This window comes from Demequina zhanjiangensis (assembly GCF_030418315.1).
In the GTDB taxonomy this organism is placed as follows: Bacteria; Actinomycetota; Actinomycetes; order Actinomycetales; family Demequinaceae; genus Demequina; species Demequina zhanjiangensis.
On the sequence record NZ_JAUHPV010000001.1, the window covers coordinates 290556 to 304573 of the forward strand.

10 protein-coding genes are annotated in these 14018 nt (G+C 71.9%); 6 read left to right on the top strand and 4 right to left on the bottom strand.

Going from position 1 to position 14018, the window contains the following annotated elements:
* Positions 1–137 precede the first annotated feature (137 nt).
* A complete protein-coding gene (locus tag QQX04_RS01395; RefSeq protein WP_301125474.1) occupies positions 138–629 on the top strand; it encodes a gluconokinase in 492 nt (163 codons plus the stop codon).
* Positions 630–672: 43 nt separating this feature from the next.
* Here QQX04_RS01395 and QQX04_RS01400 read toward each other — a convergent pair whose 3' ends face one another.
* Positions 673–891, bottom strand: a complete 219-nt coding sequence (locus QQX04_RS01400; protein ID WP_301125476.1) for a DUF3107 domain-containing protein — start codon at positions 889–891, stop codon at positions 673–675.
* A 50-nt stretch (positions 892–941) separates the two neighbouring features.
* Here QQX04_RS01400 and QQX04_RS01405 point away from each other — a divergent pair, with 50 nt between their 5' ends.
* The 3 genes from QQX04_RS01405 to QQX04_RS01415 are packed head-to-tail and all read left to right on the top strand — an operon-like array spanning position 942 to position 8420.
* Positions 942–1865: a DUF3152 domain-containing protein gene (locus QQX04_RS01405; RefSeq protein WP_301125478.1), complete on the top strand. Its 924-nt coding sequence runs from the start codon at positions 942–944 to the stop codon at positions 1863–1865.
* 49 nt (positions 1866–1914) lie between these two features.
* Positions 1915–5121 (top strand): ATP-dependent DNA helicase, encoded by a 3207-nt coding sequence (locus QQX04_RS01410; RefSeq protein WP_301125480.1) that lies wholly within the window; start codon positions 1915–1917, stop codon positions 5119–5121.
* Entirely contained in the window at positions 5118–8420 is a 3303-nt protein-coding gene (locus tag QQX04_RS01415) for an ATP-dependent DNA helicase (RefSeq protein WP_301125481.1), read from the top strand. The genes QQX04_RS01410 and QQX04_RS01415 overlap by 4 nt, the downstream gene beginning before the upstream one ends.
* Positions 8421–8427: 7 nt before the next feature.
* Here the strand turns inward: QQX04_RS01415 and QQX04_RS01420 are convergent, their stop codons facing one another.
* Positions 8428–9372, bottom strand: a complete 945-nt coding sequence (locus QQX04_RS01420) for a macrolide 2'-phosphotransferase (protein ID WP_301125483.1) — start codon at positions 9370–9372, stop codon at positions 8428–8430.
* A gap of 117 nt (positions 9373–9489) precedes the next feature.
* Between QQX04_RS01420 and nudC the strand changes: the two genes are divergently transcribed.
* Together nudC and QQX04_RS01430 are read left to right on the top strand one after the other, a co-directional pair.
* The gene (gene nudC / locus QQX04_RS01425) at positions 9490–10413 is read left to right on the top strand and encodes an NAD(+) diphosphatase (protein ID WP_301125485.1); all 924 of its coding nucleotides are present in this window, start codon (positions 9490–9492) and stop codon (positions 10411–10413) included.
* Between the two features lie 95 nt (positions 10414–10508).
* The gene (locus QQX04_RS01430) at positions 10509–12491 is read left to right on the top strand and encodes an ATP-dependent helicase (RefSeq protein ID WP_301125487.1); all 1983 of its coding nucleotides are present in this window, start codon (positions 10509–10511) and stop codon (positions 12489–12491) included.
* A gap of 43 nt (positions 12492–12534) precedes the next feature.
* On the opposite strand, the gene QQX04_RS01435 is transcribed toward QQX04_RS01430, so the two are convergent.
* Together QQX04_RS01435 and QQX04_RS01440 are read right to left on the bottom strand one after the other, a co-directional pair.
* The gene (locus QQX04_RS01435; RefSeq protein ID WP_301125488.1) at positions 12535–13458 is read right to left on the bottom strand and encodes a hypothetical protein; all 924 of its coding nucleotides are present in this window, start codon (positions 13456–13458) and stop codon (positions 12535–12537) included.
* Between the two features lie 187 nt (positions 13459–13645).
* Positions 13646–13801 (bottom strand): DUF5679 domain-containing protein, encoded by a 156-nt coding sequence (locus QQX04_RS01440; protein ID WP_144016067.1) that lies wholly within the window; start codon positions 13799–13801, stop codon positions 13646–13648.
* Between the last annotated feature and the right edge of the window lie 217 nt (positions 13802–14018).

Below are 14018 nucleotides of genomic sequence, written 5' to 3' on the forward strand. Positions count from 1 at the left end.
CGCGAATCCTCCAGTAGTGCGGGGCCGCCTCACGCGGGGCCCCAGCTCTTCACATGACGACCGGTCAGCCTGGTGTCGAGGACAAGTGTACCGGAGGGTGTGGTTCGCGCCTCTGAGCCGTCGCTAGAGTGGGCCGCGTGCGGATTGTGGTGATGGGCGTGACCGGGTGCGGGAAGTCCACCGTCGGCGCCAGGCTCGCGGAGTCGCTGGGCGCAGAGTTCGGTGACGCTGACGATCTGCACCCGCCGGAGAATGTGGACAAGATGGCGCGCGGCATCCCGTTGTCGGACGATGACCGTCGGCCGTGGCTCGCGCTGGTGGGCGAGTGGCTTGCGTCACGGGACCACGCGGTGATCGCCTGCTCCGCGCTCAAGCGCGCCTACCGAGACCAGCTGCGCGAGGCCGCCGACGGAGTGTTCTTCGTGCACCTCGCGGCGCCGTTCAGCGCGATCTCGGCGAGGATCGAGGAGCGGACGCGCACCACAGACCACTTCGCGGGCGTGGACCTGCTCGTGTCTCAGTTCGCGGCGCTGGAGCCGCTGCAGGGAGACGAGGACGGGCTCACCGTCGACATCGCCAAGTCCACCCCGCAGCAGGCGGTCGACTACACGCGCCAGGTCATCGCCTGACGATCCGGCGTCGGGGTGTCAGCCCCCGACGGGTGGGTCCCGATCAGGCCTCGAAGCCGACCCGGTGTCGCTCCTCCTGGCCGATCTCCACGTAGCCGAGCGCCTCGCCCGGGACGAGGATCCGTCGGCCCTTGTCCGCAGAGAGGTCGAGCATCGCGCCGGCGGAGGCTGCGGCGACTGCCTTGGCGACCTCCTCGGCTGTCATCGTCGTCTCGAACGACAGCTCACGGGAGACGTTGCGCACGCCGATCCTGACTTCCACCTGGCACCTCCGAGTACGGTCACGGGTTCTGCTGGCTCTATCGTAGGGGGATGGATGGCGAGGACCGGGGCCTGTTCGCGGGCAGGGGAATCCCCGCGAACACCGTCCTCAAGGTCATCCTGCTGGTCATCATCGCCTTCACCGTCGGCATCGGAGCCGGGTGGGTGACGACGCAGGTGCCGGGGATCTACAGGGATCTCACCGCGCCTGAGGTGACCCCGTCTCCGCTGCAGTCGGCCAGCCCCATCCCGGCGCTGTCCGTGGAGCCGTCCCCGCCTCCGCAGATCACCCGCGCTCTCGATGAGGACGATGCGACGGCAGGGGTGATCGACCTCGACGTGCCGTTCCGCGCCGACGAGACGTTCTCGCCGGTGATCGGCGCCGACGAGCCCAGCGAGGATGCGGGCACCGTCCGCTGGGTGCGGGTCGAGATGGAGGACGGGCTCGTGGTCAACAGCGTCGCGTTCGCCGACTTCGTCATGGCGACGCTCAACGACAACCGCGGCTGGGCGAACGACGGCAAGGTGACCTTCGCGCGCACCGAAGGCGTGGCCGACGTGAGGCTCGTGATCGCGAGCCCTCGGACCGCGGCCTCGTTGTGCAGCGACCCTGAGGCTGTCGCTGCCTCCGGCGTGCTGGTGGAGAGCTCCACGGAGGCGAGCGCCGAGGACGAGGAGCCGACCCCGGCGGAGCTGATCTCGGAGTCGTGCGCGGCGCAGGGCCTGATCGTGGTGTCGCTCTACGACTGGGCGGCGGGCCTCGAGGTCTACGGAGACGCGCGTCAGGACGCGCGACGCTACCTGCTGACGCACTTCGCGGGCATCGTCCTGGGCAACCCCGATGAGCGATGCAGCGGCGGCGTCGCGGAGGTGATGGTCGACCAGACCGCGATGGGCGAGGGCTGCTCCGTGAACCCGTGGGCGTTCCCCGAGGCCGACCCGTCCCCGTCGCCCGAGCCCACCGCAGGCGGCTGACCCGCGCGCCTCGCCGGACCGTGTCGGACCCGCGTGATGGGATGTGGTCATGACGCCGGCGAACCGCACCTCACCGTCGCTGGTCGCCTCTCCCTCGGCGGTGGAGCCTGAGCTCGACGCCGGGCAGCTGGCCGCGATCGATGAGGTCGGCGGCGCCGAGGGCACGGTCGTCGTCACCGGAGGCGCGGGAACGGGTCGGACCACGCTGGCCGTGGCGCTCGCGGCGGACGCGGTGAGGAACGGCATGCCCGCGGATCGGCTGCTGGTCCTCGCGCCCACCCGCGAGGCGGCGGGTGCGCTCCGCGATCGTGTGGCGCAGGCGATCGGAGGGCCGCTCGGGACCCCCGTCGTGAGGACCGCCGCTGCGGCGGCCTTCGCGATCCTCAAGGCGCAGGCGGAGGCGCTCGAGCTGCCACGCCCCTCGCTGATCTCGGGCGCAGAGCAGGACGTCGTCCTCCGAGAGCTGCTCGAAGGGCATGCGGGTGGTCGCGTCGCTCCTCTCGACTGGGGCGGCACCGTGCCTCAGGAGGCCACGCTCCTGCCCGGTTTCCGCGAGGAGCTCCGCAACCTGCTCATGCGCGCCGCCGAGCGGGACATCTCTCCGGACCAGCTGGCCGAGCTCGGCCGCCTCTGCGGCCGACCGGAGTGGTCGGCCGCCGCGGCGCTGTACGCCGAGTACGAGGACGTCATGGTGCTCCGTGCGACGCCGATGGATCAGGGCGACAGATATGACCCGGCGACCGTGGTCTCGCGCGCCACGGGGGTGCTTGCGCAGTGGTCCGACGTCGTCGGCCCCTCGCCTGCGGCGCCGCGGTGGGACCTCGTGATCGTCGACGACGCGCACGACGCGACGGCGGCGACGTTCGGCTTCCTGCGACAGGTGGCGCGCGACGGTGCACGCCTCGTGCTGCTCGGCAATGCAGACGAGTCGGTGCAGGGATACCGAGGAGCCGTGCCAGACATGCTCGCCGAGATGGCGCGCGAGCCGGGTGCTGCCCGCCTCGAGCTCATCCACGATCACCGGCAGGAGGCCGCGCTCGCGGCGGTGAGCGCGCGCGTCGCGGAACGGATCGGCATGAAGGGGTCGGCAAGCGCGCGAGAGGCGACCAGGGCTGCCGGCATGCACGCGGGCAGCGGCGCACCGGTGACGATCCTCACCGCGCCTCACCGCTATGCGCAGTCCCGAGCGATCGCGGCGGAGCTGCGGCGTTCGCGGCACGGACTCGAGGGGTCCGCAGTGCCATGGGGACGGATGGTCGTGATCGCCCGCTCGGGCGCCCACCTGCGCGCCCTGCGCTCCGACCTGCTGGCGGCCGACATCCCATGCGAACCGCTCGGCGACGGCACCGCGCTCCATCACGAGCCCGCGATCGCGCCGCTGCTGACGCTCCTCCGCGTGGGCCTCGGTCAGGAATGGGACGAGGAGTCGGTGCTGAGCGTGCTCGGGTCCAGGCTCATCGGGCTCGACCCCGTGGCGGTGCGGAGGCTTCGGCGCGCGCTGGTCCGTGAGGAACGTGCGGGAGGCGGCGCGCGCTCGAGCGCCGAGCTGCTGATCGAGGCGATGCAGGATCCGGCGCGCCTCGGCTCGCTCGAGGTGCCCGAGGCGCGCCGCGCGGCGAAGGCCGCGGCCGCGGCTGCCGCGGCACGCGACAGGGCGTCGCAGCCCGCGGCGGCTCCTGGCGCCGTCATCTGGGCGGCCTGGTCCAGCCTCGACGTCGCCGAGGACTGGCGTCAGGCGGCCCTTGCCGGCTCTGCACGGGACGATGCCGATCTCGATGCCGTCATCGCCCTCCTGCGCGCCGCGCAGACCTTCACCGAACGGCTGCCGCAGGCGCCGCTCGACTCGTTCCTGTCGTACCTCGAAGGCCAGGACTTCGCCGCCGACTCCCTCGGCGCGCGCGGACGCACCGCCGACTCCGTGGCGTTCTGCACCCCGGCCTCGGCCGCGGGTCGCGAATGGGACCTCGTCGTGGTCGCGGGTCTCGAGGAGGGCGTATGGCCCAACCTGCGGCTCCGCGACTCCGTCCTCGGCGCGCAGACGCTTGCTGACGTCGCTTCGGCCGGGGGAGCGGGCTCCGTGGAGGCGATCGCCCTCGCCCGTGGCCCGCGCGATCTTCACGCCGCCCGACGCGCGGTGCTCGACGACGAGACGCGTGCACTCCTCGTCGCGGTCTCTCGAGCACGCCACCGCCTCGTGCTCACCGCAGTCGACGACGGCGAGTCGCAGCCCTCACGTTTCGTCGCTCTGATCGAGGAGGCGGCCGGTGTCGAGCGGCAGGACGCGTCCGCCGGAAGGGGAGTGGCGGACCTTCGTGCGGCCGTCGGATGGCTCCGTGCGACCGGGATCAGGGCGGCCGCACGTCTGGAGGACGACCCGCAGGACGCGTCGGCCCTCCGCGATCTCGAGGGCACGGCCGCTCAGCTCGCGGACCTCGCGGCTCGGGGCATCCCCGGCGCCGACCCGCAGCAATGGCATGGAGTTCCCGGACCCTCGACGGAGGCACCGTTCTGGGAGCCGGACGTCCCCGTGAAGGTGTCCCCCTCGCGGCTCGACGCGATCCGTACCTGCCCGCTCAAGTGGGCCCTCGAGACCGCCGGTGGCACCACCGAGAGCTCGGACGCCCAACAGGTCGGACTGCTCGTCCACGCGATCGCCGAGCAGTGCCCCGAAGGTGACGAGGAGCAGATGCTCGCGATGCTTGACGAGCGCTGGGGTGAGGTCGGCGGCCGCGACACCTGGATGGAGCAGGTCGCCTACGACCAGGCCCAGGAGATGGTGCGGCGTCTCGGCCGCTACCTCCGCGGCGTGGACGTGGACCGCGTGCTCCTGGAGCAGTACTTCAAGGTCGAGCTCGGGCGCGCGGTCGTCTCGGGCATCGCGGATCGGGTCGAGGTGCGCGGAGACGAGGCCCGCGTCGTGGACCTGAAGACCGGCCGGCCCATCACCAAGGCGGAGGCACCCGACCATGGGCAGCTGATGATGTACCAGCTCGTCGCGCAGCACGGCGCCTTCGAAGGGGTCGAGCGGGCGAGCGACGCCGCGCTCCTGTTCGTGGGCAAGAGCTCCGCACGGGCTGGCACGGTCGTGGAGCAGCCCCCGATCGAGGAGTCGGTGGCGCGCCAGGTGCTCGACGACGCCGTCGAGACGATGACGGCGCCGAGGTTCACCGCGCGACCGAACCCCATGTGCGACCACTGCCCGATCCGGCGGTCGTGCCCCGCGCACGCCGCAGGGGCCCAGGTGAGCGGATCGTGAGCGACGCAGCACCCCTCGAGCCCGGAGTCGTGCGCCCGCAGGGACGGACGGTGGAACAGCTCGCCGAGATCCTCACCCCCGGGCGGCCGCCCACCGCCGAGCAGCACGCGATCATCGGCGCCGGCGACGAGCCCACGCTCGTGGTGGCAGGCGCAGGGTCCGGCAAGACCGAGACGCTCTCCATGCGGATCGTGTACCTGCTCGATCACGCGCACGAGCTGTTCGGGCGGCCCATCAGTCCCGACGAGATCCTCTGCCTCACCTTCACCAGGAAGGCCGCCGCCGAGATCGCGGAGCGCGCGGACGCGCGCATCTCGGCGGTCTGGGATCCGGAGGTCACGGGTGCTGACGGCAGGGTCCGCCGGATGCGCGACCCCGAGCGTCCGGCGCCCACCGTCGCGACCTACAACGCGTACGCCTCTGCGCTCGCGGCCGAGCATGGGCTGCGCGTCGGCGTGGACCCGGACTCGACCGTGCTCACCGATGCCGCGCTGTGGCAGCTCGCCGCGCGCACGCTCGAGGAGTGGACCGCCGGACTGGACTCCGACTCCGCGCCGAGCACCATCCTCTCCGCGCTTCCACGCCTCTCCGCCCAGATGAGGGAGCACGGTGTGCCCCCGCAGGTCATGCGGGACTGGCTCACCGGCGCGCTCGCGCAGCTCGACGCTCTCCCGAAGAAGGAGGGTGAGAAGGTGCCCGGGCCTATGACCAAGGCGCTCGCGGGCAGGGTCGGCAAGCTGCGCACCTTGCTGTCGATGCTCGACCTCGTCGATGACTTCCGCGCCAGGAAGCATGCGGGTGCGCTGCTCGACTTCTCGGATCAGGTGGCCATCGCTGTCGAGCTCGCCGAGCTGCCCGCGGTCCGCGAGGCCGAGCAGGCGCGATTCCGTGCCGTGCTTCTCGATGAGTTCCAGGACACCTCCCCGGCCCAGCTGCGGCTCTTCTCACGGATGTTCGGCACGGGGCATCCGGTGATGGCCGTCGGAGATCCGAACCAGGCCATCTATGGCTTCCGCGGTGCCTCGGCCGCGGCCCTCGAGGATTTCGTGACCGAGTTCGGAGGGCCGCAACGAGTCGCACAGGCGTCGCTGTCGGTCTCGTGGCGCAACGAGGCGAGCATCCTGCACGTCGCCAACACCGCAGCCGACCCGCTGCGCGACGCCACCGCGGTCCCGGTAGAGCGGCTCATCTCGCGCGGCGAGCACCTCGCGACACCCGAGCCCGTGCGTCAAGCGCCAGGCGTCAGCGCGCACATGGCGGCCACGGCGCAGGACGAGGCGGAGCATGTGGTCGAGTACCTGCTCGATCGCAGGCGGGAGCTCGGCCACGGCCTGGCCGAGCGCGCGGCCGACGGCAGCCTGAAGCGTGACGGCGCAGGCCGTCCCGCGGTGAAGATCGTCGAAGCAGCGATCCTGTGCCGCCGGCGCGCGACCATCCCCGCGATGGTCGATGCGCTCGCCGCCAGGGGAGTCGACTACGAGGTGGTCGGCCTCGGCGGGCTGCTCGACACCCCAGACGTCGCCGACCTGGTCGCGCTTCTCGAGGTCGCACACGATCCCTCGCGCGGAGACTCGCTGATGCGCCTGCTCACCTCGGAGCGCATCGACCTGGGTCCCCGAGACCTGATGGCGCTCCAGGACTGGGCGGAGCACCTGGCTGGACCGCGGAAGCACCGCGAGTCCGGCCCCAGCATCGTCGATGCGCTCGCGCAGGAGCCCCCGCCCGACTTCGCCTCGGACGGCCGTGCCCTCACGGACGAGGCGCGGCGTCGCCTCGCCTCGCTGCGCCGGGCTGTCGACCAGATCCGGCAGCACACCTACCTGCCGCTCACCGAGCTGATCGCGTTCGCTGAGCGCGTGTGGGGGCTCGACATCGAGGCGGACGTGGCAAGTCCCGAGGGTCGCATCCGCCGCAACGTGGACGCGTTCCTCGATGCGGCGCGCACCTTCGCGCAGGGTGCCGAGCACGTCACGCTCGGAGCGTTCCTCCACTGGCTCGACGCCGCGCGATCCGAGGAGCGCGGGCTCGATGCTCCCGTCAAGGAGCCTGAGCCCGGAGCGGTGCAGCTCCTCACCGTCCACTCCGCCAAGGGGCTCGAATGGGACGTCGTCGCCGTGCCGGGCGCCGTCGACGGCGCCTTCCCCTCGGTCAACGGCAAGCGCGACGCCTTCGAGGACGGGGCGTGGCTCGCGGGAGACCCCGCACTGCCGTGGGAGCTCCGCATGGATTCCCGATCGCTTCCCGACTGGCACTGGCGCAGCGCCGTCGACCACGCCACGCTCGCCGAGTCGATCCAGGAGTTCAGGCGGGCGGCCGGCGCCCACGCCGTCGACGAGGAGAGACGTCTCTTCTACGTCGCCCTCACCCGGGCGCGCAGCCACGTGCTCGTCTCGGGCTCATGGTTCACGAGCGGCAAGACGATCCGTCGCCCCTCGCTCTTCATCGACGAGCTTGTCGACGCGGGCCTGGTCTCGCGCGAGGGGTGGGCGCCTGAACCCGATCCGGACGCCCCGCCACCAGATCCGCGGATCGAGGAGGGCGTGTGGCCGCGGCCCGAGACGGCACCGCAGCGTCGGCGCCGGCTGCTCGCGCGCGCCGTGCTCGGATCCGAGCCTGGCGCCCCTGCGCACGAGCAGAGCCTCCCGCTCGCGGACCAGCTCGCAGCGATGCTCGCCGAGGGGCAGGAGCGGCGCGGCGCAGCGCACGAGGTCCAGCTGCCCGCGCACCTGTCGACCTCCGCGCTCGTGTCGATGCGGCGCGACCGCGACGAGTTCGCACGCCAGCTCCGACGCCCCGTGCCACAGGAGCCCACGGCCGCCGCTCATCGCGGATCCGCCCTGCACGCGTGGATCGAGGCCCGCTACGGCCAGACCGCCCTGTGGGACGACGACGACCTCGGCCCGGGGGAGGACGACTCGGCGGACCTGGACGAGCTCAAGCGAACCTTCGAGTCGTCGGAGTGGGCATCGAGGGTGCCCACGCATGTCGAGGTCGACGTCGAGCTCCCTGTCGGCGGACTGTCGGTCCGCTCTCGCATCGACGCGGTGTTCCCGGCAGGCGCTGGGCTCGACCGCATCACCGTCGTCGACTGGAAGTCCGGCCGTCCGCCGCGCGACCCGCAGGAGAAGGCCGCCCGAGAGGTCCAGCTCGCGATGTACAGGCTCGCGTGGTCCGCACGCACGGGGCTGCCGCTCGATCAGATCGACGCCGCGTTCTACTACGTCGCGGCAGACGTGACGGTGAGGCCGGCCTCGCTCATGGACAGGGCCGAGATCGAGCACCTCATCCGCGGCGCTTGAGCTGAGGTCAGTCCTGCGGCTCAGGCTCGCCGGGCTCGTCGAACAGCAGCGCCTCGAGGTCGGCCAGCATGCCCTGTCCGTCGGAGACGATCGCGTCGTCATCGGTGCGGACGCCGTACATCAGCCAGCGCAGCAGCGCCATCTCCGAGGCGAGCCGTGCACGGTCCAGGAGGTGTGGGTCCCGCGTCTCGCGGCGAGCCATCCCGTACGCCTCCACGACCGAGTCGAGCACGTCCTCAGGCGCCGAGGCGACGAGCCACGCGAGATCGTCGGCGGGATCCGCGACGCGCGCGTCCATCCAATCGACCACGCCCGAGACCTGCCCCTCGCGCACGAACAGCTGGTGCTCGCCCATGTCGCCGTGCACCACCGTCGGCTCGAAGCGCCACCAGGCCACGTTCTCGAGCTGGTGCTCCCAGCGGTCGGCGAGCCGCGGAGGGACGAGCCCCGTCTGCACGCCCGCGTCGAGCTCGGACAGCCTGCGCGCGCGGTGCTCGTCGGCCGAGTACGACGGCAGGCCGAGGTCCTCGACAAGCTGTACGGGAAGCTCGTGGATCGACGCGATCGCACGCCCGATCGACGCGGCGAGCCCGGGGCCGCCCACGACCTCGGCGAGCACCAGGGGAGCGCCAGGGGCCTCGCGGTACACGATCGCGCGGCCATCGCCGTCGGCTAGGGTCGCGGCGCCTGCGGGAGCCGGCACAGCGAAGTCGACGAGGCCCGCCTCCTTCGCACGGTTCAGCGCCTGCAGCAGGCCACGCTCCGCCTCCAGCGCGGCGCCCGCGGCGGGCCGCTTCGGGGCGCGCACGAGCCAGCGCCGGCCGGTGGCGTCCTTGACGACGACCACGTCGAAGTCAGAGTCGGAGTGCGGGGAGCGGAGAACGTCGTACACATCCAGTCCCGGCACCGCGACCGACGCCAGCGCCGCGAGGGCGAGTGGTGAACGAGGCACGCCCCCACACTAGGCCGAACCAGGCACCATCACCATGTTCCACGCCGTGCGAAGCGGGGCGAAAGGGATCGTCTGTGCCGCACAGGGGTGGTGTGGGGCGGGAGTACGGTGGAGCCCGTGAGAGACCCGTGGAGCAGGCCTGACCCTCTGATCGTGGAGCGTGCGACCGAGCTGCGCGACTCCGTCGACCTCGATACCGCGACGGCGATCATCGTGTCCGAGGGGAGGCTCCTGGCCTCCGCGGGCCGGCTCGTGGAGCTGCCGCCGGAGGAGCACCCGGCCGCTTCGCTGCGCATCTACCTGGGCAGAGAGGTGGATCGGGACCTGGTGGCGATCGTCCCGTCCGATCCTTCCTTCGCCGAGGGGTACGACGGCATCGGCGGTGAGCGCCTGGTCGGCCTGCGCGATCTGCTCCAGCCCTTCACGGGGCACGGGCCGGAGGGCATGCGCGATCGCGAGCTCGGAGCCACGGCGGTCGCACTCGAGGCGTGGCACGCGTCCCACCGTTACTGCGCGCGTTGCGGCGCGGAGACCGAGCCTGCGAAGGCCGGCTGGGTGCGCCGATGCCCCGCGGACGGCCGGGAGCATTACCCCAGGGTGGATCCGGCGATCATCGTCGCGATCACCGATGCCGAGGACCGGCTGCTGCTCGCCCATGCGGCGCACTGGTCGCCCAAGCGCTTCTCGATCCTCGCGGGCTATGTGGAGCCGGGTGAGACCTTCGAGCAGGCGGTGCATCGGGAGGTGCGCGAGGAGGCGGGAATCTCGCTGACCGAGGTGACCTACGCGGGCTCGCAGCCCTGGCCGTTCCCTGCGTCGGTGATGGTCGGTTTCACCGCCAGGACGACGGCCGACACCCTCCACATCGACGGCGAGGAGATCACCGAGGCCCGCCTCGTCTCGCGTGAGGAGATCGTCGCCCTGGTGGCCGACGGAGAGCTCGTCCTCGCGCCGCACGGATCCATCGCGCGCAGGCTCATCGAGTCGTGGTTCGGTGGCCCGCTCGCCGACCGCGTGCCCGACGAGCGCATCGACGTCTGACGCGTCGTCCCCTGGCTCTCGTGCCGGGTCGACGCATCCCCGAACGCGGCACCGCGCGGTGAGCGCTGTCACCCGCGGCTGACACAATGCTCGTGATGTCAGCCGACCAGATCCTCGAAGCCCTCGACCCCGAGCAGCGTGAGGTCGCCACCGCGCTCCATGGCCCTGTGTGCGTCCTCGCGGGTGCAGGCACGGGCAAGACGCGCGCGATCACCCATCGCATCGCGTACGGCGTGCGCGTGTCCGCCTACAACCCCCAGTCGGTGCTGGCGGTGACGTTCACCGCGCGGGCTGCGGGTGAGATGCGTCAGCGACTCCGTGCCCTCGGCGCGGGTGGCGTGCAGGCGCGCACCTTCCACGCGGCGGCGCTGCGGCAGCTCAGCTACTTCTGGCCGCAGGTGGTGGGCGGGCAGATCCCACAGCTCGTGGAGCACAAGGCCCCGCTCATCGGTCGTGCCGCGCGCAACGTCGGGCTCAGCCTCGATCGACTGGCGGTGAGGGACCTTGCGAGCGAGATCGAGTGGGCCAAGGTGTCGCTCGTCGCGGCCGAGGACTACGTGCGCGTGTCCGCGGATCGCGGTCGGCCGGAGCCTGCGGGTATGAATCGCGCGCAGGTGGCCGACGCGATGCGCGCCTACGAGGAGGCGAAGACGGACGCGGTCGTGCTCGACTTCGAGGACATCCTTCTTCTGCTCGCCGACATCATCGGACGTCACCCCGAGGTGGGCGACACGATCCGCCGGCAGTACCGCCACTTCGTCGTGGACGAGTACCAGGATGTCTCCCCCCTGCAGCAGTTCCTGCTGGACCAGTGGCTCGGCGGTCGCGAGGATCTGTGCGTCGTCGGCGATCCCGCGCAGACCATCTACTCGTTCGCGGGAGCGTCCCCGCGGCATCTGCTCGACTTCTCCCGCCGCTACCCGGCCGCGCAGACCGTCCGGCTCGTGCGCGACTATCGATCGACGCCGCAGGTGGTGAACCTTGCCAACGGGCTGATGGCGCGACGGGGAGCCGCCGACTCGGGCGTGGAGCTGGTCGCGCAGCGGCCTTCGGGACCGGCGGTGGGCTTCAAGGCCTACCCCGACGATGCGGCGGAGGCGGGAGGCGTCGCGGATGCGGCGCAGGCGCTCATCGCGTCGGGAGTCTCGGCCAGTGAGATCGCGATCCTCTACAGGACCAACAGCCAGTCGGAGGCCTTCGAGGAGGCGCTCGCGGAGCGCGGCGTCGGCTATCTGGTGCGCGGCGGGCAGCGCTTCTTCGACCGTGACGAGGTCAAGCGGGCGATGGTCCTGCTCCGTGGCGCCGCCGTCGCCCCGGACGACGCGCCGCTGGGAGAGCAGGTGCGCGTCGCGCTCACCGACATCGGCTGGGCCGAGCAGCCCCCCGCCGAACGTGGCGCGGTGCGGGAGCGCTGGGACAACCTGCAGGCGCTGGTCCAGCTGGCCGACGATCTCGACACCGACGCGGGGGGTGAGGCGACCATGCGCGAGCTGGTCGAGCACCTGGTGGAGCGCGCCCAGGCGCAGCATGCGCCCGCGGTCGAGGGGGTGACGCTCACGACCATCCACGCGGCCAAGGGCCTCGAGTGGGACGCCGTGTTCGTCGTGGGGTTGTCCGAGGGGCTGATGCCCATCTCCATGGCGGAGACCGACGAGGCCGTCGAGGAGGAGCGCCGCCTTCTGTACGTCGCGATCACGCGCGCCCGAGAGCACCTGTCGATGTCGTTCGCGCGGGCGCGTCGTGAGGGCGGCAAGGCGACGAGGAAGCGCACCCGCTTCCTCGAGCGCTGGTGGCCGGATGCGGCCCCGTCGAGGGCGCCGCGACGGTCCGCGAAGGCTGAGCTCGCGGAGCTCGACGTGGATCAGCTGCGCCTGTTCGACGCGCTCAAGCGCTGGCGGCTGGAGACGGCCCAGGCTGTCGGCAAGCCCGCGTTCACGGTGCTGGTGGACAGCTCGCTCGTGCAGATCGCGAAGGATCGCCCCGGGACGCGTGGAGACCTGGCCAGGATCGGCGGCATCGGCGCCTCGAAGCTCGAGAAGTACGGACTGGACATCCTGGAGATCGTCGCCGAGCACTGAGCGCTCGCTTCGCGGGCGCTGCAGGTGGATCGGGCGAGCCGCGTCATGAGCCTGTGCGCATGCCCGGCAGCAGCCGCAGGCTGGGTGGCGCGGAGCGGTGAGCTGCGCGCGTGTCCTCATCGTCCTGCCATGCTCCGCAGCCGCAGTCGGGGTGAGCCGACATGTGGGTCGCCTCCGGTGTGCCGTCCAGGCTGATCCTCCAGGCCGCACCGGTCTCGGGTCCGCCGTCCAGGTGCGCGACGATCATGGGGAGCGCCGCGGCCACCACTCCGGGCACGAGCGCGGCGGGGACGCGCGGCCGGCGCGACGACAGCTGGTCAAGCAGGAGCGGCCACGCGGGGTCCGCCTCCGTGCGCGCAAGCGCCATGCAGCGTCCGCATGCGGTCAGCCCGGGAACCACCATCGGCCCGACGGTGGCGCCGCGTTCGTCGAGGCAGATCACGAGGTGGGGCAGCCCGTCGTGCTCCCAACGCGTGGTGTGGTGTCGCGCCGCGCCGCCCACGGAGATGATGACCGCGAGCGCGGGGTCCGACGGGTCGGTGACCGTCGCGGAGGGGTGGCGCTCGCGTACGGCCCAGGCGGCGCCGCCCGCGCACGTCGCGATGAGGGCTCGCGCCGGGTAGAGCGACGGTTCCTCTGAGGCGGGCCTCGGGTCGACGAACCCGACGGTGATCCCTGCCGCCGCCAGGGCGGCGCCCAGTTCCACGCCGAGCCTGCCACCCGAGTGGATGGCGACGATCCCCGCCTCAGAGGGCATGTCCGGGACCAGCAGACCTGCGCGGATGAGCCGCTCGCCGGACTCGCCGAGCTCAGTGAGCGCCTCGCGTCCGAGGGGAGTCGTCTCGGCGGAGGCGAGGAGGAGTCTCTGCTTGTCCGTCAGGTCGCTGAGGATCAACGGCTCCGCGACGCCGATCTGCGTGGAACCGTCGGGCCTGGCGAGCACCGGGGTGCAGGGGGAGAGGCGCATGGCCCGATGCTCGCATCGCGGCGGCACCTGGATGCCTCTGTCCACAGCATCGCGGAGGATCGAGCGGCGGACGTCCGGCTGTGGACCGCGCCCGCGAGGGTCGCCCGCGTTCTCCGCGCGCAGAGGGATGCACGAAGGCGGGCCGCCCCCGAGGGGACGGCCCGCCTTCGATGAGTCTTCGGGGCGCTTACGCCTTGCCGAGGATGCGGTTCAGCTTGGTGCCGCAGACGGGGCAGATGCCCTTCGCCATGCGACGGTCGTTCGCGACGACGACGTCGCCCTCGGTCTCGCGCTTCTCCTTGCACTTCACGCAGTAGAACTCGCCCTGGTACTTCTCGCCCATGAGCCTTCCTCCTTGATAGGGCGCGGCCCCCTGGCCGCACGTCGATCGGTCTCGTGGACCTTTCGTCCCCCAGCGTAGACGTGAGGTGCGACGAAAGGTCGTCATCCCCGCACGCCGTGTCGCGAAGCCGGGATCGACCGCTAGAGCCTACGACACGCGTGGGCCTTGCTGCGACGTGAGCGTTCTCGGCGCGTCGCAGCGCCCCACGGGGCGCGAG